The 20,227-nt window shown below is 63.7% G+C and carries 14 protein-coding genes; 8 read left to right on the forward strand and 6 right to left on the reverse strand.

Going from position 1 to position 20,227, the window contains the following annotated elements:
• From DF196_RS12395 to DF196_RS12410, 4 genes are all read left to right on the forward strand, one after another.
• Positions 1–1,304, forward strand: a 1,304-nt coding sequence (locus DF196_RS12395; protein WP_109058114.1) for an ABC transporter substrate-binding protein, incomplete at its 5' end; no start/stop codon positions are given.
• Between the two features lie 90 nt (positions 1,305–1,394).
• The gene (locus tag DF196_RS12400) at positions 1,395–2,486 is read left to right on the forward strand and encodes an ABC transporter permease (protein ID WP_109058115.1); all 1,092 of its coding nucleotides are present in this window, start codon (positions 1,395–1,397) and stop codon (positions 2,484–2,486) included.
• Between the two features lies 1 nt (position 2,487).
• Positions 2,488–3,669 carry an ABC transporter permease gene (locus DF196_RS12405; RefSeq protein ID WP_109058116.1) on the forward strand — a complete coding sequence of 394 codons (1,182 nt, stop codon included), beginning with the start codon at positions 2,488–2,490 and terminating at the stop codon, positions 3,667–3,669.
• A 2-nt stretch (positions 3,670–3,671) separates the two neighbouring features.
• Positions 3,672–5,390, forward strand: a complete 1,719-nt coding sequence (locus DF196_RS12410) for a dipeptide ABC transporter ATP-binding protein (protein WP_109058117.1) — start codon at positions 3,672–3,674, stop codon at positions 5,388–5,390.
• Between the two features lie 415 nt (positions 5,391–5,805).
• On the opposite strand, the gene DF196_RS12415 is transcribed toward DF196_RS12410, so the two are convergent.
• From DF196_RS12415 to DF196_RS12430, 4 genes are all read right to left on the reverse strand, one after another.
• Positions 5,806–6,327 carry an NUDIX hydrolase gene (locus DF196_RS12415; protein ID WP_109058118.1) on the reverse strand — a complete coding sequence of 174 codons (522 nt, stop codon included), beginning with the start codon at positions 6,325–6,327 and terminating at the stop codon, positions 5,806–5,808.
• Between the two features lie 58 nt (positions 6,328–6,385).
• Positions 6,386–7,981, reverse strand: a complete 1,596-nt coding sequence (locus tag DF196_RS12420; protein ID WP_109058119.1) for an aminopeptidase P family protein — start codon at positions 7,979–7,981, stop codon at positions 6,386–6,388.
• Between the two features lie 159 nt (positions 7,982–8,140).
• The gene (locus DF196_RS12425) at positions 8,141–8,713 is read right to left on the reverse strand and encodes a macro domain-containing protein (RefSeq protein ID WP_109058120.1); all 573 of its coding nucleotides are present in this window, start codon (positions 8,711–8,713) and stop codon (positions 8,141–8,143) included.
• Between the two features lie 79 nt (positions 8,714–8,792).
• On the reverse strand, positions 8,793–10,025 hold the full coding sequence (locus DF196_RS12430) for a hypothetical protein (RefSeq protein WP_241519717.1): 1,233 nt from the start codon (positions 10,023–10,025) through the stop codon (positions 8,793–8,795).
• Positions 10,026–10,655: 630 nt separating this feature from the next.
• On the opposite strand from DF196_RS12430, the gene DF196_RS12435 reads away from it, so the two are divergent.
• Positions 10,656–12,257: a bifunctional folylpolyglutamate synthase/dihydrofolate synthase gene (locus DF196_RS12435; protein ID WP_109058122.1), complete on the forward strand. Its 1,602-nt coding sequence runs from the start codon at positions 10,656–10,658 to the stop codon at positions 12,255–12,257.
• A gap of 102 nt (positions 12,258–12,359) precedes the next feature.
• Complete coding sequence (smc, locus tag DF196_RS12440) at positions 12,360–16,031, forward strand: chromosome segregation protein SMC (protein ID WP_109058123.1); 3,672 nt, start codon at positions 12,360–12,362, stop codon at positions 16,029–16,031.
• A 74-nt stretch (positions 16,032–16,105) separates the two neighbouring features.
• On the opposite strand, the gene DF196_RS12445 is transcribed toward smc, so the two are convergent.
• Together DF196_RS12445 and DF196_RS12450 are read right to left on the reverse strand one after the other, a co-directional pair.
• Positions 16,106–17,104 carry a lipid II:glycine glycyltransferase FemX gene (locus DF196_RS12445; protein WP_109058124.1) on the reverse strand — a complete coding sequence of 333 codons (999 nt, stop codon included), beginning with the start codon at positions 17,102–17,104 and terminating at the stop codon, positions 16,106–16,108.
• Between the two features lie 74 nt (positions 17,105–17,178).
• A complete protein-coding gene (locus tag DF196_RS12450) occupies positions 17,179–18,732 on the reverse strand; it encodes a UDP-N-acetylmuramoyl-L-alanyl-D-glutamate--2,6-diaminopimelate ligase (RefSeq protein WP_109058125.1) in 1,554 nt (517 codons plus the stop codon).
• A 269-nt stretch (positions 18,733–19,001) separates the two neighbouring features.
• On the opposite strand from DF196_RS12450, the gene DF196_RS12455 reads away from it, so the two are divergent.
• Positions 19,002–19,712, forward strand: a complete 711-nt coding sequence (locus DF196_RS12455) for a sigma-70 family RNA polymerase sigma factor (protein WP_241519718.1) — start codon at positions 19,002–19,004, stop codon at positions 19,710–19,712.
• On the forward strand, positions 19,709–19,993 hold the full coding sequence (locus tag DF196_RS12460) for a hypothetical protein (protein ID WP_109058127.1): 285 nt from the start codon (positions 19,709–19,711) through the stop codon (positions 19,991–19,993). Before DF196_RS12455 ends, DF196_RS12460 begins: the two co-directional genes overlap by 4 nt.
• Positions 19,994–20,227: the final 234 nt, after the last annotated feature.

Genomic DNA, 20,227 nt, shown 5'->3' on the forward strand with positions numbered 1-20,227 from the left:
CCAACGGCAATGACCTGCCCGCAGCCGACGTCAAGTTCTCCTTCGACCGCATCAAGAAGATCAACGACCCGACCGGCCCGAGCTCGCTGCTGGCCAACATCGAGTCCGTGACCGCCAAGGACGACACCACCGTGGTCTTCAAGGACTCCGTGCCCTTCGACGTGACCCTGAAGCAGGTGCTCTCCAGCCCGGCCGGCCCGATCGTGGACGAGGACTCCTTCTCGGCCGACAAGCTCACCGACGCCGACACCATCGTCTCCAAGAACGCTTTCGCCGGCCCGTACAAGCTCACCGCGTTCAAGCTCAACGAGTCCGCCGCCTACGCGAAGAACGACTCCTACAAGGGCCTGACCCCGGCCAAGAACACCGCCGTGCAGGTCAAGTACTTCGCCGACGCATCCAACCTCAAGCTCGCCGTGCAGCAGGGCCAGGTGGACGTGGCCTACCGCTCCCTGAGCCCGACCGACATCGAGGACCTGTCCAAGGACTCCAAGGTCAAGGTCGTCAAGGGACCGGGCGGTGAGGAGCGCTTCCTCGCCTTCAACTTCAAGATCCAGCCCTACGGCGAATCCCAGCCGGACGCCGACGCCGCCAAGGCCAAGGCCGTGCGCCAGGCCGTCGCGAACCTCATCGACCGCGAGGAGCTGAGCACCAAGGTCTACAAGGGCACCTACACCCCGATGTACTCCTTCATCCCGGACGGCCTGACCGGCCATGAGGACACGCTGAAGTCCGCCTACGGCGATGGCAACGGCAAGCCCAGCACCGAAAAGGCCAAGAAGGTGCTCGAGGACGCCGGCGTCAAGACCCCGGTGGACCTGAAGCTCCAGTACAACAACGACCACTACGGTTCCTCCTCCGCCGACGAGTACGCGGCCATCAAGACCCAGCTCGAGGAGGGCGGCCTGTTCAAGGTCGATCTGCAGTCCACCGAATGGACGCAGTACAACAAGGAACGTAACGTGACCGACGACTCCGACGGTTCCTACCCGGTCTACCAGCTCGGTTGGTTCCCGGACTACTCCGACCCGGACAACTACCTGTCCCCGTTCTTCCGTGACGGCAACTTCGTCAACAACGGCTATGCCAACAAGGAGGTCAACGACCTCATCGTCAAGCAGGCCGGCGAGAAGGACGCCACCGCCCGTGAGGACATCCTCAAGCAGATCCAGAAGCTCGAGACCGAGGACCTCTCCACGATCCCGCTGCTGCAGGGTGCCCAGGTGGCCGTGACCGGCGCGAACGTCAAGGGCGTCACGCTCGATGCGTCGTTCCGCTTCCGCTACGCCTCGGTGACCAAGTAACGTTCACCCGGCAATGATTGGCTCCCCTCCGAAACAAGGAGGGGAGCCAATCCGTCTCAAGACCCGTAATTAGAAACAAAGGAGCATCGCGTGTCAGACAACGCCACAGCGGCCTCCGCAACCTCATCGGCGACAAGCAAGCCGAAGAAGAACCACCTGTCGGGCGGGTTCTTCCGCTTCGTGCTGACGAGGTTCCTGCTGATCATCCCCACCGTTTTCATTCTCGTCACCATCGTATTCTTCGTGATGCGCGCCACCGGCGACCCCATCTCCGCCGCCATGGGCGGGCGCCTCACCCCGGATGAGCTGCAGCGCCGCATCCATGCCGCCGGTTATGACCGGCCGCTCATCGTGCAGTACATCGACTACCTCGGCGGTCTGCTGCATGGCGATCTGGGCACCACGCTCACCGACAACCAGCCGGTCGTCACCATCCTCACCCGCTACGGCGCGGCCACGTTCGAGCTCGCCTTCCTGAGCCTGATCGTCGCGCTCATCGTGGGCATCGGCCTGGGCCGTCTGGCCGCCAAGTACCGCGACCGCGCCGCCGACGCCGGCATCCGCGTGTTCGCCATCCTGTGCTACGCCACCCCGGTGTTCTTCCTCGGCCTCGTGCTGAAGCTCATCTTCGCCGTCTGGCTCAACATCCTGCCGCCGTCCGGCCGCTCCGACCTGTCCAGTGAGATGCAATTCCAGCGACTCGTCTCGCCCACCGGCTTCTACATCATCGACGCCCTGCAGCTCGGCGACATGACCGTGCTCGCGGACGTGCTGCGCCACGCCGTGCTGCCGGCCCTCGCACTGGGCCTGCTGACCGCGGGCGTGTTCATCCGCCTCGTGCGCACCAACGTGATCTCCACCTACACCTCCGGCTATGTGGAGGCCGCCCGCTCCCGCGGCGTCTCCGAGAAGCGCCTGCTCGACAAGCACGCCTGGCGTCCGGCCCTCATCCCGATCATCACCGTGATGGGCATGCAGATCGCCATGATGCTGGCCGGCGCGGTGCTCACCGAAACCACGTTCGAATGGAAGGGCCTGGGCTTCATGCTGTCCAACTACTTGAAGGCCCGCGACTTCGTGGCCGTGCAGGGCATCGTGATTCTCATTGCCATCATCGTGGCCGTGGTGAACTTCATCGTGGACGTGATCAGCGCCCTGATCGACCCGAGAGTGAGGTACTGACATGACCGAAAGCACCGCAACCAAAGTCGGCGTGCCCGGCGACGAGCGCCTGAACAACCTCAACGTCAACAAGCCCACCCCGTGGTGGGAGAAGATCGCCATCGTGCGCGACCTGAAGATCGCGGTCGGCTGGCAGAAGGGCATGCTCGTCACCGGTCTGGTGATCACCGTGTTCTTCATCCTGCTCGCCCTGTTCGCCCCGCTCATCGCGCCGTACGGATACTCGCAGATGAAGGACGCCTCCGGCGCGTCCTTCCCGACCCAGTCGGCCCCCAGCGCCGAACACATCTGGGGCACCACCGTGGGCGGCTATGACGTGTTCAGCCGTACCATCTGGGGCGCCCGCACCGCCATCATCGCCATCGTGATCGCCGTGGTCCTCTCCATCTTCGCCGGCGTGCTGCTAGGTCTGGTCTCCGGCTACTTCGGCGGCTGGGTGGACCGCGTGCTCGTGGTGATCGCCGACGCCATCTACTCGTTCCCCTCGCTGCTGCTCGCCATCCTCATGGCCATCATGATCTCCGGCGGCCAGTCCGGCCTGTGGAGCGGCATCCTGGCCTCCGGCATCTCCATCACCGTGGTCTACATCCCGCAGTACTTCCGCACCATCCGCGCCGAAGTGGTGCGCATCAAGAACTCGGCGTACGTCGAGTCCGCCAAGGTGGTGGGCGCCTCCACATGGCGCATCATGACCAAGCACCTGCTCAAGAACTCCACCCGCACCCTGCCGGTGATCCTGACGCTCAACTCCTCCGAGGCCATCTTGACGCTCGCCGGACTGGGCTTCCTGGGCTTCGGCATCGAGCCGACCGCAGCCTCCGAATGGGGTTACGACCTGAACCGTTCGGTCGCGGACGTGACCGCCGGCATCTGGTGGACCGCCGTGTTCCCGGGCCTCGCCATCGTGCTCATCGTGCTCGGCATCACGCTCGTGGGCGAATCGCTCAACGACCTCGCCGACCCGCGTCTGCGCGCACGCAAGTCCGCGGGCGAGGTGGTCGGCTCCATCGAGGACACTTCCGTGGATCCGAACGAGAAGCCGTCCGCCCGCAACGAGGTGATCGCCGAACTCGATTCGACCCTGAACCCGCCCGCCACCGTCACGGACCATGATCCGGCCATCGTGGCCTCCGAATGGACCGGCGAGGATAGGACGGCCGCGAACGGCGAAGGCAAGGAGTGAAGATGACCGAGAACACCAACGAGAACAAGAACCTCGCCGAAATCAAGGACCTGTCCGTTTCCTTCATGACCGACGCCGGCTCCATCAAGGCCGTCGAGGACGTGAACTTCACTATTCCTCGCAAGACCGTGGTCGGCGTGGTGGGCGAGTCCGGCTCCGGCAAATCCGTGACCGCACGCTCCATTATCAAGCTACTGCCCGAAACCGCCACCACCTCGGGCGCCGTCTACCTCTCCAAGCGCGACGGCACCGATTCGCTGGACGTGCTCTCGCTTTCCGGCGAGCAGCTGCGCCAGGTGCGCGGCTCCGAGGCCGCCATGGTGTTCCAGGAGCCGAACTCGGTGCTGAACCCGGTCTATACGATTGGCTGGCAGATCGAGGAGGGCCTGCGCGCCCACGGCCTGAAGGACAAGAAGGCCCTGCGTGCCAAGGCCATCGACATCCTGGAGAAGGTCGGCATCCCGGACGCCGAAACGCGCGTGGACTACTATCCGCACCAGTTCTCCGGCGGCCAGAAGCAGCGCATCGTCATCGCCATGGCGCTGGTGCTCAACCCCGGACTGATTCTCGCCGACGAGCCGACCACCGCGTTGGACGTGACCGTGCAGGCCGAGATCCTCGACCTGTTGCGTCTCGCCCGTGACGAGTTCGACGCCTCCGTGCTCATCATCACCCACAATATGGGCGTGATCGCGGATATCGCCGACCAGGTCGTGGTCATGTACCGCGGCCATGTGGTCGAGCAGGGCACCGTGGAGCAGGTCTTCTACCATCCCCAGGACGACTACACCAAGCGACTGCTGGGCGCCGTGCCGCGCATCGGCCAGAAGCTTGTGGTGCGTGACCGCGAGGGCAGGCCCATCGAGCGCAAGACCGACTGGCGTGAGCAGCCCGTGGCCGTGGAGGCCAAGGGACTGACCATCACGTACCCCGGTCACCTCATGCAGCCCGACTTCAAGGCCGTGGACGGCATCGACTTCACCATCCACCGTTCCGAGGTGCTGGGACTCGTGGGCGAGTCCGGTTCCGGCAAGTCCACCACCGGCCGCGCCATCGCGGGCCTGCAGAAGGTGTCCGGCGGCTCGCTTAACGTGCTCGGCATCGAGATGAACGGCGTCAAGGAGCGTGATTTCAAGCCCAAGCGCGCGGACATCGGCTTCGTATTCCAAGATCCGGGATCCTCGTTCAACCCGCTCATGACCATCGCGGAGAACGTGGCCGAGCCGCTGATCGTGCACCGCAAGTACGGTTCCGTGGCCGAGGCCAAGGATTACGTGGGCGATCTGCTGGAAATGGTCCAGCTGCCGCGCGCCTACATGAACCGCTTCCCGCACGAGCTGTCCGGCGGCCAGCGCCAGCGCGCCTCCCTGGCGCGCGGACTCGCGCTGAAGCCCTCTCTGCTCATCGCCGACGAGCCGACATCGGCCCTGGATGTGTCCGTGCAGGCCAAGGTGCTGGAGCTGTTCAAGCGGTTGCAGGTGGAGATCGGCTTCGCATGCCTGTTCATCACCCACGACCTTGCGGTGGTGGACATGCTCGCCGACCGCATCATGGTGATGCACAAGGGCCGCATCGTCGAACACGGCGACGCCGACCAGATCATGCAGCGCCCGGAGGATCCGTACACCAAGAAGCTGCTGGCCTCTCTGCCAGTGCCGGACCCGCGCGAACAGCAGATCCACCGTGCTCAGCTGCACGAGCTGCTCGCCGCCGAGGCCTAGGCGTTTTCTTGGCTCCCCTTGTCAGGGGAGCTGTCGAACGGAGTGAGACTGAGGGGTAGTCAGGCAGGATAGTGAATGAGTCTGACTGCCCCTCAGGCAGCTTTGCCGACAGTTCATCCTGCAATCAACGACGAACTCTGTTCGCAGCCTGTTGGCTCGGCTGTCGCTTCGCACATTGCCTACAAACGGCTCTGCCGTTTGCTGCACGGCAATGTCCTGACAAGGGGAAGACAAGAAAAATCGCTATACTGTTTGAATCGGCATAGCGATTTTTATTTTGGCTCTGTTAAACCAAGATTGACATGCCCCTTATTCTAGGCTCCCCTTGTCAGGGGAGCTGGCGGCGAAGCCGACTGAGGGGTAGTCCAATCGAATTCATGTCAATCTTGGTTTAACAGAGCCGTTTCTTTTTGTTTCAGTACTGCTTCCCATCGAACCGGAAGAACGCATGCGCGTCGCCATGCTTCTTGTTCTCGATGTACCGGCGGAACAGCTCCAGTCGCTCCACGGTGCTCGCGGCCAGCGGCTGGGGGAGTGCGTCCAGATCGAACCAACCCACGTTGAGGCTTTCCTCGTCACCCACGAACGGTTCGGCATTGCCGCCCGGCTTCAGGGCGCACAGGAACGAATGGTCCATGTACATCGTGTTGTCGCCGTTTGCGTAGGTGATCACCCTATCGGAGGAGGTGACGGCCACCAGATCGGTGACGATGGCATCCACGCCCGTCTCCTCCTTGATTTCACGCACCACCGTGTCCGCGGGCTGCTCGCCCGGCTCGTTGATGCCATAGACCATCGCCCATTCGCCGGTGTCCGACCGGCGGCCCAGCAGCAGCTGGCCACGGTCGTTGAGCACGCAACCGGTCACGCCGTTGAGCCACAACAGATCGTGGCCGATCTTCTTACGTAATTCGAGTACGAATTCCGGAGTTGGCATGCTATTCGCCTTTCTGCATATAAAAAGGCTCCCCTCGCTAAGGGGAGCCCGAGGATGATTACTTATTGGCGGCGGCGCGGTCGGCCATCCACTGTTCGACCTCATCGATCTGCTTCGGGATGCCGGCGGAGATCCATTCGGGGCCGTTCTCGGTCATGAGCACGTCGTCCTCGATGCGGATGCCAATGCCGCGGTATTCCGGAGGGATGAGCAGATCGTCCTCGCGGAAGTAGAGGCCCGGTTCGATGGTGAAGATCATGCCCGGACGAATCGGCGCACCCTGATACGCCTCGAAACGGGCCTGCGCGCAATCGTGCACGTCCAGACCCAGATGATGGGCCACGCCACAGGCCAGCCAACGACGATGCTGCTGGCCTTCGGGGGAGAGGGACTCCTCGACGCTCACCGGCAGCAGGCCCCAGTCATGCAGACGCTCGGCGATCACACGCATGCAGGCATGGTGGATGTCGGAATACGTGGCGCCCGGCTTGGCGGCCTCGAAACCGGCCTGCTGAGAGTCCAGCACGGCCTGGTACAGGCGCTTCTGCAGTTCGGTGAACTTGCCGTTGGTCGGGAAGGTTCGGGTGATGTCCGCCGTGTAGAGGGAATCGACCTCCACGCCGGCGTCCACGAGCAGCATATCGCCGGTCTTCACTACGCCGGTGTTGCGCATCCAGTGCAGGATGGGGGCGTGCGGGCCGGAGGCCACGATGGAGTCGTATCCGACGGCGTTGCCCAGTTCGCGGGAGACCGCGTTGAACGCGCCCTCGAGAATACGCTCGGAACGCGGCTTGTCCAAAGCGGTGGGCAGAGCGGAGAGCAGTCGGTCGAAACCATGCTTGGTGGCGTCCACGGCCTTGCGCATTTCGCCGATCTCATAGGCATCCTTGACCATGCGGGCCTCGGACGTGAACTCGTGCAGCTTGTCATCCGCGGCGGAGTTCTTGTCGGGATCGGTCGCACCGTTCGCCTCTCGAATCGATTCGACCAGGGAGGTGACCTGCGGATCGGTTTCGCGCATCACACGCACGCGGATGGCGCCGGCCTCGGAACCGACATCCTTGGACAGGGCATCGGCCAGCTGCGCGATATCGTGCGTTTCGATGCCCGTCATGGCGGTCATTTCCTTGAGACCGGCGCGCGGGCCAACCCAGTACTCGCCGTAATGCGGGTTCATGAAGAAGTCCGTGGTGGAGTTATCGGCACGCGGGGCCACGAACAGTTCAGGCGTGTGGGTCTGACCGGCCTTGGCTTCGGGGGAGTCCGGATCGACGGGGTTGAGCACCAGCACGGCACCGGCCTCATAGTCCACACCGAGACCGGTGTAATAGGCGAAGGCGGTGTCCGGGCGGAACATGTAATCGCAATCGTTGTTGCGCACCTTCGGCTGGCCGGCCGGAATCACGAGACGCTCACCGGGGAAGGCCTTGCCCAGCGCGGCGATGCGGGCGGGCGTGAACTTGGAGGATTCCAGCGGTGCGATGGCGGGCTCGTCATCCGCCCAGCCGGACTTCATGAACTCCTTGAAAGCCTCCGACCTCGGACGCAGCGAACGGTTGTTCACGCGGTCGCTCATGGCCTGATCGCTGCCCGGGGCGCTCGCTTGCTCCTCGGCCTCGTATTCCTTGTCCTTCTCGGTGATGACCTCACCCATTGACACTCCTTGCGAAGAATCCGAAATGTTACCGCTCTCATAGTAGTCCGTCAGACGGGAGGTGCATACCGTTCGCATGACGGGCCGTGACGATGGATGGCTTTGTCTCGGTGCGGCAACGGAGACAGTGACGGTCCAGGCGTCGCAAAACCGAGGGACTTAGCCGAATATGGTGAGATATACCGCAAGAGTCGTATGAGGCGGAAGGCCATTGGTGGTTGCGCCATGGATGGCAGCGTCCTTTTTCGTGGGATTCGTGGCATCGGCATTTTCGGCATCGACCACGCCGTATGCGGAAGCATCGTTGCCATCGAGGGAGCGGTTGATCTCGTCCATCGCCACGGCCTGGGCCTCGGCTTTCGGATAGCCGTAGATACCGGCGGAGATGAGCGGGAACGCGATGCTGGCGCAACCGAGGGAACATGCGAGTTCCAGTGAGTTGCGGTAGCAGGCGCGCAGCAGCATCTCCTCGCCGTGCGTGCCGCCCTGCCAGACGGGGCCCGCGGTGTGAATCACATACCGGGCCGGCAGATCGAAGCCGGGCGTGGCCACGGCCTGACCGGTACGGATCGGGGAGAGCCGGTCGCAGGCCTCCTGCATACGACGGGCGCCGGCGACCCGGAAAATCGCCCCGCACACGCCGCCTCCCATGAGCAGCCGTGTATTCGCCGCGTTCACGATGGCATCCACTTCCATCGTGGTGATATCCCGCCGCACCAACGTCAATGGCATATGCGCCTCCCCGGATACGCTGATTGTCCGACATCCTCCACAGTAATCGGCACTGGTCGCGGCATCGGCGCGGTGCTCGCTATGAAACGGGATGTGATGTCTCGCCTTCGTCAGATCGCCCTTTTCGATTGACGGTCTGCGGAATGCCAGCACGAAGGAGCTTCATCGTCAACGGAGTGCGTTCCATTGCATCCTCATAAGTGAAATGAACGACTTCGGCGGCACCGGCACGCTGCAATCCGGCATCCCGCTCGCGTTCCTTGGCAATCATCTCCTGAATGCCGCGGTTGCCGGTCATGGCCGGATCCACATATTTGCGCGTGCCGTCATATTCGGCGACCACCACGCGCCCGCCATCGAGTCGCCATACGAAATCGACGCGGTAGTCGGCACCGGTTTGGGGATCCCTGACCGGCACCTGGATACGCGGCGGGGTAAAGCCCTCCTCGATCATCGTTCCCCGTGCGAATGATTCGCCGCCGTTTTCGCTTTTCGGGTTGACGTGGCGTAGCAGTTTGAGGATGGGGAGGACATCGGCACGCATCCGACCGCATGCGGTGGTTACCTGTTCGACGGTGAGTCCTTTGGCGAACGCCGAATCGAAGATGGGCAATGCGAAGCGAAAACCATATGCACGTGCGCATTCGATGACCGTGTGCGCCGGGGAGGCCAGCAGCAATCCGGTGCTCGGGTCCTTGAAGGCGGTCGATTGCGCATCCGGCATGTAGACGCGCTTCAGCTGATGGTGCTGTTGTCGCGATCCGTGATTCGCCGTCATGATGGATACCGAGTCATCGTGCAGGCACCATTGGTGCTCGAAACCATAGGCGCTCGCCGCCGCAAGGCCTCCGAACACCCATTGCGGATGGGCCAGACCCAGAGCTTTGGCGATATGCAGGGTGCGTTCGGGAGGCGTCAAATCGTTCCAGTATCCACTTGGCGCATACAGACTCGGTACACCCCGATAGACATGGATGAGTTCGCCTGTTTTGGCTCGACGCTGCATCGCCAACTGCTCGGCGGGAACGCGGGAATAGGCGCATCGTTGTTCTGACCGTGCCTGTTGCAGGAGGGATGCCACGGCTTTGTGTGTCTTCATACCGTCCAGGGTATTGGAGACTTCATGGGGACTGATTGGCGGGTGAAGGTTGTGGTTCCAGCTCATGGGCGATGCCGACTGATCCCGACGAAAACCGGTGATGATGCCGAATCGGCTGGGGTCATGCAACAGGTGGATAGTGATCGAGGTAATCCACAATGGGATGCCGTGTGCGGCCGTTGCGGCACATGATGTCGAACGGATGTTCGACATGGCGGTTTGTTTGTCCTGCTATGTGATATGACCGCCCCGTGGCGTGGTTTTCGACTGCGTGAGGCAGAGGCCGGGGCGTCAGACAGACGTTTGCGGCCATGGCATGGTCAGCTCGCATCGCCGGTACGAAGCCACAGTGCAGACGACTGGCATGTAGGCTTCGTTGCGCGGATGCCGCTGCCATGAATGCGAATCGACGGGATTTGCGGACCGGGATTTGCCGGGCAATTATGTACGTCGCCGATGGTGGGATTTCTTCTCGTGCCCGCACGACTTCGCTGAGTGCGAATCAGGGAAGTCGGGGAAAACATAACTGGCTTCGCGGCTTCGCTGATGGCGGATGTTGAAGTTGTTCTGCCAGCAGTCCGCGACACAACTTCGCTGGGGCTTGATTCAGCGTAGTTTGCGGTACAAATGGCGGCAATATGGCTTCATGCAATACTCTCAATGAGGCGGACGGAACAGTTGTTGGTCTTCCCGCTGCGTTCAGGAGGTACCGACGCAATTAGCCTACTGATGCATGCCATGAAAGCCGGCTCGGCACCCCGATGGCTAGACTGGGGGAAGTTTGTGTATGAAGCGTATGAGGCCCGCGGAAACCACCGCCGGCCGCGGAGGGAGACAGAGTACATGTCATTCGAGCATCCGAACAGGAACAACGAGACGATCCGGGACGTCGAGCTGGACATCATGAGCCGTCCGCCGGAGCACAACACCACTAACCTCGACCTGGACCGCATGAACCTGATGCTCGATCTGCTGGGGCACCCGGAGCAGTCGTTCCGCGTGATCCACATCACCGGCACCAACGGCAAGGGCTCCACCGCCCGCATGGCCGAGGCCATCTGCCGCGCCTACGGCATGCGCACGGGCTTGTACACCTCGCCGCACCTGGAGAAGGTCAACGAGCGCATCTGCATCGACGGCCAGCAGCTCTCCGACGACGACTTCATCGACATCTGGGACCAGACCAAGGACCTCGTGGCCCTCGTGGACGCCAAAATGGCCGAGCAGGGCAAGCCGAAGATGAGCTTCTTCGAGGTCCTCACCGCCATGGCCATCTGGAAGTTCGCCGACGCCCCGGTGGACGTGGCCATCGTCGAGGTCGGCATGGGCGGCGCCTGGGACGCCACCAACGTGCTCAATGCCGACGCCGCCATCATCGGCCCGGTGGACATGGACCACATGCAGTGGCTGGGCGACACGGTCGAGAAGATCGCGGGCGAGAAGGTCGGCATCATCAAGCCCGGCTGCACCGCCGTCATCGGCCCCCAGCCTCATGAGGAGGCCGTAATGCCCATTATCGAGGAGGCCGCCGCCCGCAACCATGCCACGCTCGTGCGTGACGGTTACGAAATGACCGTCTCCGACCGTATGGCCGCCGTCGGCGGACAGGTCGCCACGCTCACCACCCCGAACGGCACCTACGAGGGCGTGCCGATTGCCAAGTTCGGCGAGCACCAGGCCCACAACGCGCTCGCCGCGCTCGCCGCCGCCGAAGTGGTGATCCCGGTCAACGGTCCGCTGGACGGTGATCTGGTGGCCGAGGCGTTGAGCTCGGTCCGCATCCCCGGACGCATCGAGCAGATCCGCACTTCGCCCACCATCATCCTGGACGGTGGACACAACGTGAACGCCGCCGAGGCGCTGCGCAAGGCCATCGAGGAAAGCTACGACTTCAAGCAGCTGGTCGGCGTGGTGGCCATGATGCGCGACAAGCAGGTCGAGGAATACCTTGGCGTGCTGGAGCCGATCCTGAGCTCCGTGGTGGTGACCGAGAACTCCTGGCGCGACCGCGTGATGCCGGCCGACGAGCTGGAGAAGATCGCCGTGGAGGTGTTCGGCCGCGACCGTGTGGTCAAGGAGGCGAACCTGCCGGACGCCATCCAGACCGCCGTCAACATGGTCGACGCCGAAGACGAACTTGGCGTGGGCTACGGTCACGGCGTGCTCATCTGCGGCAGCTTCGTGACCGCCGGCGACGCGCGCACCATGCTCGCCGAACATGCCAGCCCCACCATGGCCCAGGCCATGAGCATCCACCAGCCCGTGGTCGAACCGGACGACGGCACCCAGGAGGGCACCGATGCGGACGCCGAGCAGGAGGACGACGACAAGATCGGCCCCGACGACTTCGACGTGTTCGACGTGCTCGGCCTCGGCAAGCAGGAGCATCGAGACGCCAGCGCGGACGATGCCTCGTCCGACGACGACTCTTCCAAAGCCGCATAACCGGCCAAAACGCCTGCCCAACCCCGCATACAATCCGCACGACTGCCGCTTTCGCCTGCATGGAAACGGCAACCATCACGGTAATGAACGGCCAGACACCCCATGTATCTCAAGGAACTCACCCTCAGAGGCTTCAAATCCTTCGCCTCCGCCACCACCCTGCGCTTCGAGCCGGGCATCACGGCGGTGGTGGGCCCTAACGGTTCAGGCAAATCGAACATCGTCGACGCCCTGACCTGGGTGATGGGTGAACAGGGTGCCAGGAACCTGCGCGGTTCGTCGATGGAGGACGTGATCTTCGCCGGCACGTCCTCCCGACCGCCGCTCGGCCGCGCGCAGGTGAGCCTGACCATCGACAACGCCGACCATGCGCTCGACATCGACTACACCGAAGTCACCATATCCCGCACCATCTTCCGCAACGGCGGCTCGGAATACGCCATCAACGGCAGCCCCTGCCGTCTGCTGGACATCCAGGAGCTGCTCAGTGACACGGGTCTCGGCCAGCAGATGCACGTCATCGTGGGTCAGGGCAGGCTGGATGCCATTCTCAGGGCCGACCCGTCCGGCCACCGCGCGTTCATCGAGGAGGCCGCCGGTATTCTCAAGCATCGCAAGCGCAAGGAACGCGCGCTGCGCAAACTGGCCAACACCGAATCGAACCTGAACCGTTTGGACGATCTGTTGGGGGAGATCCGCCGTCAGATGGGTCCCCTGGGCAGGCAGGCCCGCATCTCCCGCAGGGCGGACGCGATTCAGGTGATCGTCCGCGACGCCCAGGCCCGCCTCTATGCCGAGGACGCCCGGCATTCGATGCAACAGCGCGAGAAGGTCCGCGCCGAACTGACCGACGTCCGTACGCGACTGGCCTCCGCCCAGCGGGAATTGGCCCGCGTCAAGGTCCGCATCGAACAGGTGGAGTCCGTCAATTCCGCATCCAGTCCGGCCATCGCCCAAGCCAACCAGCAGTGGCATGATCTCGCCCGGATACAGGAGCGATTGCGATCGTTGGCACAACTTGCCGAGGAGCGCGGCAGGTCGCTTGCCGGCCAGATGACGACGAATCTCGGCGAGGATCCGGATCTGCTGCTCTCGCGGGCCGCGGAACTGGACACTCAGGCCGAAAGTCAAGCCAAGGCCGTGTCCGACGCGCGTCTCGCGTTCGATAAGGCCACCGAGGAACGCGCCGGCAACGAGAAGCGGCTGGCCGCCGTGCGCCAGACCCTGACCGAACTGCGCAGGACCGTCCGGCAGCAGGACCAGCAGACCGCCCGGCTGCGCGAGCTCATCGCACGTGAGGAATCGGCCGTCGAACTGGCGGAAAGCCGTCTGAAGGACCATGCCGGACAGCGCGAAACGCTGGTCCGCCAGCGTGACGAGGCGCGCGAACAACTGGAATCGTTGCGGGCCGGAGCCGAATCGCGGGGCGATGATGACGGTGCCGCGCTGGACGACGCTCGCACGAGGCTGGCCGAATGCCGGGACGCGCTGAACGCGCTCACCGACCGCCAACGCGACGTGCAATCCCGCATCATCTCCCTCAAGGCCAAGGCCGATGCGCTGAAGGATACGTTGGGCAGTCGCAATGCGTCCGGGGCACTGGAACGAGACGAATCCGTGGACGTGCTGGGTCGTCTCACCGACTTCATCTATGTGACCGACGGCTGGGAGGAGGCCGTGGCCCATGCGCTCGACCAGTTCGCAGGGGCGATGGTGGTGCCCGGAGCCGACGACATGCTGCGTGCGCTGGACCGTGCACGTGAGGACCGGCTCGGCAAGGCCGTGGTGATCACGGCGGCCGGTGCCGGGAACGTGGAAGCCGGCGATGGGGGAGACGGGGACGGTGATTCCGATGGAATCCGGTCCGACGACGGCTTCCGTCCGCTGGCCGCCATGATCGACTCCAATCCCGATGCATCCGATCCCGTGCAGGCCGCGGCGGTCGTGCGCGCGGTGCGACGCCTGCTGTCCGATGTCGCGGCCGCCGATACCGCGGAAGAGGCGCAGCGGTTGGCTGCTTCCGGCCTGGTGACGCGCGCGGTGACCCCGGACGGGGAGATGTTCGTCTACGGTGTGGCGGCGATGGGCGGCTCCTCGATCGCACAGTCGGATCTGCTGCTCGCCGCCCGGCGGGACAAGGCGTTGGCACAGATCAGAAGGCTCAACGCCTCGCTTGCCGAACTGGACGCACAGGTGGTGCCGGCCATGGCCGAATGCGACGAAGCCGCGCGCCGTGTGGACCGGGAATCGGCCAAACGAACCGAAGCCCGTCTTCAGGCGCAGCAGGCCGAACGGGCATTGGCCGCAGCGAACGATCGCATGACCGCCCTCACCAGGCAACTCAAGCAGCTGGATGCCGCAGCCGCCTCCCTCGAGGACGACCGGGATTCGCACCGGCTCAAACTCGCTGACCTTGATCAGGCCTTGGAGGCCACGCAGACGTCCGCCGCGGACCATGCCGACTTCGACACGCTGGACGAACGCGAACGTTCGCTGGAACAGGAGCTGAACCGAACCCGCGAACGTGAGGTCGCGGCGAAAATCGCTTGGAACGACGCCAATCGCAAGGCCGATTCACTGACACGGCAGGCCGGCTTGCTTCGGGACAACGCCAAGGAGGCGTCCGCAAGGCGCGCCCGCCTCGAGGCGGCTAACGAACGGCGTCGCGCCGAAGCCGCACGTCTGCAGGGCGTGGCCGATGACGCGCGTGCGGTGGCCGCACGTGTCGCCCGTTCTCTGGAGTTAGTGGCCGCGGAACGCGATCGTTTGCAGTCGGAAGTGTCCGGGCATGATGCGGAACTGAAGACCTTGCGTGCGCAGCGGGATTCCATCGAACCGGATGTCACCGATCTGACCGCGCGCGAACACGCTCTGGATGTCAACCGCGAGAGACTGGCCTCCGAAGCCGGCCAGCTCACCCAGAAGGTCGCCGACGAGCTCGGCCTCGGCCTGGAGGAGCTGGTACGTGATTACGGCCCGGACCAGCCGGTGCCGGTGCTGGACGACAACGGCGAACCCGTGCCATTGAACGATGGCGAAGAGGAATCCGCCGAACCGAATGCCGTCGCGGCCGGCGCTGGTTCGGACCAGGGAACCGTCCCGCGGTACCGGACCGTGCCGTACGACCGCGCCGAACAGCGCAGACGGCTGGACAAGGCCCGCCGCGACCTTGCGGCGCTGGGCAAGGTCAACCCGCTAGCCACCGAGGAATTCGAGGCACTGCAGGAACGCAACAAGTACCTCAACGACCAGCGCGACGACGTGGCCAGGTCCCGGGACGACCTGATGACGTTGATCCGGGACCTCGATTCGACCATGGTCGAGGTGTTCCGCTCCGCGTTCGAGGACACCGCCAAGGCCTTCGAGCAGGTGTTCGCCACACTGTTCCCGGGCGGCACCGGACGGCTCCGCCTGGAAAACCCGAACGACCTGCTCACCACCGGTGTGCTCGTGGAGGCGAGCCCGGCCGGCAAGCGCGTCAAACAGCTGAGCCTGCTGTCCGGCGGCGAACGTTCGCTGACCGCATTGGCGCTGCTGTTCGCGATCTTCACGGCGCGCCCGAGCCCGTTCTACGTGATGGACGAGGTTGAGGCGGCGCTTGACGACGTGAACCTGACACGCCTGATCAACGCGCTCGAGGAATTGCGCGAGCACGCCCAGCTCATCATCATCACGCATCAGCAGCGCACGATGTCCATCGCCGACGCGCTTTACGGCGTCACGATGCGCGCCGACGGCGTGACCGCGGTGATCAGCCAGAAACTCAGGGAATAGCAAAAGGGAACCGGCCGAAAGCCGATTCCCTTTTTGTCGAATTGCGTCGAAGTCAATGCAGACTCGTGGAAACCCTACTTGCGCAACGCCTTGCGCACGCTCTGCAGGGTCTGCAACGCCCAGTAGAAGGCCTTCTTGACCGGCACGTCGCGGGCCGGGGCCACGGGGGTGATCTCTTCGGTGAACTTGGTCTTGAACTCGTTGAGTCCCTTCAGGGACGGCGCGAAATCGGATCCGATGCCCATGAGATCGTAGTCCGTGATGCCCTGGGCGCCCAGAATGCAGCACTCGGAGTACAGCAGCTTGTCCGTCACATGCAGTCGCATGACCTCGTTGCGCATGCCGGCGTAGTAGCGCACGGCGCGCGTGCCGTTCACGGTCACGATGGACCACGCCACCACGCGGCCCTCGATACGCGCGGCGAACACGCGGCAATGATCCGCGCCCAGCGCCTTGATCATGTCGGAGTAGTCGCTCATCGGGGCCGGGCGGAAGCCGTCGCGCTTGCCGGTCTCGACCATCACATCGTAGTATTCGGTGAAATCGGCCAATGCCTGCTGCGTCTCGTCCGCCACCTCGGCCGGGCACTCGCGCAGCGACTTGCGCACGTCACGGCGTCCGCGGCGCTTCATGCGGCCCATGATCGCATCGTCGCCGCCGGTCACGTCGATGACCACGGTGAAATCGTACGGCACGGTGGACAGCACCTTGTGCGTGCCACCGGTGTACCAGGTGTCGATTCGCAGGAACGCCACCTTCTTGTCGGTCTTCCTGACCATGGCCACGATGGCGTCGATCACCTCGCGCTCCTCGGCCTCGCTCGGCTTGGAAGCCCAGGCCGGGCCGTGCATCGAACGCAGGTAGTGGTAGCCGTGCGTTTCGAAGTCGATGAACGAGATCACGGCGATGAGCTCGCCGTCGCGCTTGATGAGGTAGTCGCCCCACGGCGTGCGTCCCTCGATGTCCGCCTGGAACGCCGACCACACCTTGGTCTGTTCGATCGGCAGCGCGATGTTCGCCTTCGCCGCCTCGGTCTCCAGCGTCTGTCCGTCAACCTTCTCCAACGTGATCATTGATCTGTATGCCTTTTCCTTCTTACTTGCCTGATTGCTCGAATGTCATTGGCCGAATCGTCCGCCGTCGGCCGTCACAGGCCGAACATGCGCTCGACCACGCGGTCGTCGCCTTCGAACGGCACGTGCTTGTTGTGTTCCTTGATCCAACGCTCGTCACCCTTGCCGATGATGAGCAGGATATTGAAGCGGTCGGCGTGGGCGCGCGCGTCGTACACGGCGTTCATGATGGCCGTCGGACGGTCGGAGATCACCGTGGAGGCCACATCCTTGTTCGTGATGTAGCCCTGCATCTCCATGCAGATGTCGATGAACGGTTCGGTGTCCGTGTCCTCGGCCGTGAAGATGAAGTTCGCGATGCGATCCTGCGCGGCCTCGACGATCTCCTTGCGGCGGTCGTACGCCTTGTTGCCGGCCGAACCGGTGACCAGCGTGATATGCGGGTTCTCCGCGCCCCAGCGCTCGTACACGAAGTCGAGCAGCGCGGTCACGGACGCGAAGTTGTGGGCGTAGTCCACGATCGCCAGCGTATTCGACTGCGGGTCGCGGAACTGCTCCATACGGCCGGCGATGCGCACCGGTTCGATGGCGTGCAGCGGTTCGGCGTCCTCCAAGGACACGCCGGCCGCATGCGCGATGGCGATGGCGGCCGCGGCGTTGAGATAGTTGAAGTCGCCGTCGATGGACAGGTGGAAGTCGCCCAGATCCGCGCCGTCGGCGGTGATGCGGAACGTGGAGTGCGTGACGTCCATGGGGCGGGCGGTCACGTTCGCATCGGTGCCCTTATCATCCGCGTCATGCAGGGCGAACGTGGTGACCGGAATGCCGGCGAGGGCCGCGTCCTGGCGGATCAGATCCGCGCGCATGCTGTCCGCACCCAGCACCAGCGCCTTCGCGTTGGCCACGATCTGGCGCTTGCAGTACAGATAGTCCTCGAACGTGGGATGCTCGATGGGACTGATGTGGTCGGGGGAGATGTTGAGGAACGCCGCCACATCGAAGGTGAGCCCGTAGACGCGATCCACCTTGTACGCCTGGGAGGAGACCTCCATGACCAGGTACTTCATGCCGTTATCAGCGGCCTCGCGCATCATAAGGAAGGCGTCCATCGATTCGGGCGTGGTCAGATCGGATTCCACGTAGGTGTGGCCGTCGAGGCAGTTGTCCACGGAGGAGAACAGCGCCGCCTTGCCGCCGGACACCGCGTTGAGCAGCGCCTGCGTGAAATAGGTGGTGGTGGTCTTGCCCTTGGTGCCGGTGATGCCGATCACCGTCAGCTCGTCCTGCGGGCGGCCGTAGAACGCCGCGGACAGCAGGCTCATCGCCTTGCGCGAGTCGGTGACGATGAGGCCCGGGGCGTCGGTCACCGAGGAATAATCGGTTTCGGCCATGTACGCCTGAAGGCCCTTGTCGTCGATGCCCTCCAGGTATTCGGCCTTGAAACGGCCCTTGCAGCACAGAAGTGTGCCGGTCGTCACCTTGCGGGTGTCGTACGTGATCGCCGCGAACGGGTCGTCGGCGGCGTCAATCCGCGCGGCGTCGTCGGTCCATACGTCGTTCTGGATGATCTCGCGCAGCAGATGGTGTTCCCTGAGCAGTGCGGCGGCGGAAGCCAAAGTCAAAGCCATAAATCGTTCTCCCTGTTGTTAGCCGATTAGCCATTCTACAAGGAGGCTGTATCGTGGCGTGATTCACACGGCATCGGCCACGATATGGGCACATGATCTGGCTAGAATGGGCAACCGTGACGACAAGCGAAGCGATCGAACGGCCCGGTGCATCCGGCGGATTGGGGCAGGAAACGGCATCTGCGGCGGGGGTCGGGGCCCCACGACCCGCGGAACCGGCGACGGGCGAGTCCGTGGCCGCCAAACGAGCCCGATTCGAACGGCTCGCCATGCCCGCGGTCAACGCGCTGTACCGTCAGGCGATGAAGCTGACGAACAATCCCGACGACGCGCAGGATCTGGTGCAGGACACCTTCGAGCGCGGATTCAAGGCCTTCGACTCCTTCCAGGAGGGGTCCAACTTCGAGGCGTGGATGACCACCATCGAACGCAACGCCTATTTCAACCAGTACGCCAAGGCCAAACGTCGTCCGCAACGTGCCAACGATTCGACCGGCGAATACGACGACTGGGACATCTACGACGCCGCTGAGCATTCCTCCGACGGCCTGAGATCCGCCGAGGAGGAGTATCTGGACGCCTTCGCCCCCGAGGAGATCATGGCCGCGCTCGCCAAGCTCTCCCCGGAACGCCGCCAGGTGTTCATCGACGCGGCGATCGATGGCAAGTCCTACCAGCAGGTGGCGGACGAGCAGGGTGTGAAGATCGGCACGGTGATGAGTCGGTTGAACCGTGCGCGCACGCAGCTGAAGCGGGAGTTGGCGTCCTATGCACGCGAACGCGGATACCTGCCGGCCGCGGATTCGGGCAAGGCGTCGAACGATTCCGCTCGACCGGTCTCACGGGTGGGTTCACCATCCGCGAAGTCCGGCGAAAACGGGCGCGGGCCGGCCGAACGAGTCCATAATGGAAATGGTAATGATGAGGCGGCTTCCGGCAGGGGAGCCGCGCGTGCCCGTATGGGGGAGGAGAGCCGATGAACAACCAGATCGAGCGGACTCGTCATATCTCCATCACCCGTACCGGAGCGGACGGTTCGGTCAGCCAGACCGAAGTGCATATCACCGAAGTGTCCGCCGCGCCTGATGATGCCGACGCAACGGTCTCCGGCGGGGACTGTTTCGATCCGTCCAGCTGTTGCAGTGCGCGTGAGCAGGCGATGATTGCGGCGTTGCGTGCGTATCTGCGGCCGGATGTGGCACCGGAGTGCCTGATGGCCAAGCTCAAGGCCACGTTGGATCACTGCTGTGATGGAAAGTAGTCTTTTTATATAATTGTTGGCTCTGTTACACCAAGATTGACATGGCCCCCCATTCTTGGCTCCCCTTGTCAGGGGAGCTGGCGGCGAAGCCGACTGAGGGGTAGTCCAATGGGATTTAGGTCAATCCTGGTGTAACAGAGATTAACTGTTTGGTTGACCGCTGGCCGGCCGGGGTATGCGGTCCCCGACACACTCAAGGCCGTTCGGCCAAGCCTACGGTCTGGAACCGCCTAC

The organism is Bifidobacterium callitrichidarum (genome assembly GCF_003129905.1).
GTDB classification, from domain to species: domain Bacteria; phylum Actinomycetota; class Actinomycetes; order Actinomycetales; family Bifidobacteriaceae; genus Bifidobacterium; species Bifidobacterium callitrichidarum.

Coding starts and splice junctions, on each gene's coding strand:
- DF196_RS12405 (WP_109058116.1), top strand. CDS start 2,488: ATGACCGAAAGCACCGCAACCAAAGTCGGCGTGCCCGGCGACGAGCGC.
- DF196_RS12410 (WP_109058117.1), top strand. CDS start 3,672: ATGACCGAGAACACCAACGAGAACAAGAACCTCGCCGAAATCAAGGAC.
- smc (WP_109058123.1), top strand. CDS start 12,360: ATGTATCTCAAGGAACTCACCCTCAGAGGCTTCAAATCCTTCGCCTCC.
- DF196_RS12460 (WP_109058127.1), top strand. CDS start 19,709: ATGAACAACCAGATCGAGCGGACTCGTCATATCTCCATCACCCGTACC.
- DF196_RS12420 (WP_109058119.1), bottom strand. CDS start 7,981: ATGGGTGAGGTCATCACCGAGAAGGACAAGGAATACGAGGCCGAGGAG.
- DF196_RS12455 (WP_241519718.1), top strand. CDS start 19,002: ATGCCCGCGGTCAACGCGCTGTACCGTCAGGCGATGAAGCTGACGAAC.
- DF196_RS12445 (WP_109058124.1), bottom strand. CDS start 17,104: ATGATCACGTTGGAGAAGGTTGACGGACAGACGCTGGAGACCGAGGCG.
- DF196_RS12450 (WP_109058125.1), bottom strand. CDS start 18,732: ATGGCTTTGACTTTGGCTTCCGCCGCCGCACTGCTCAGGGAACACCAT.
- DF196_RS12430 (WP_241519717.1), bottom strand. CDS start 10,025: ATGTCGAACATCCGTTCGACATCATGTGCCGCAACGGCCGCACACGGC.
- DF196_RS12415 (WP_109058118.1), bottom strand. CDS start 6,327: ATGCCAACTCCGGAATTCGTACTCGAATTACGTAAGAAGATCGGCCAC.
- DF196_RS12425 (WP_109058120.1), bottom strand. CDS start 8,713: ATGCCATTGACGTTGGTGCGGCGGGATATCACCACGATGGAAGTGGAT.
- DF196_RS12435 (WP_109058122.1), top strand. CDS start 10,656: ATGTCATTCGAGCATCCGAACAGGAACAACGAGACGATCCGGGACGTC.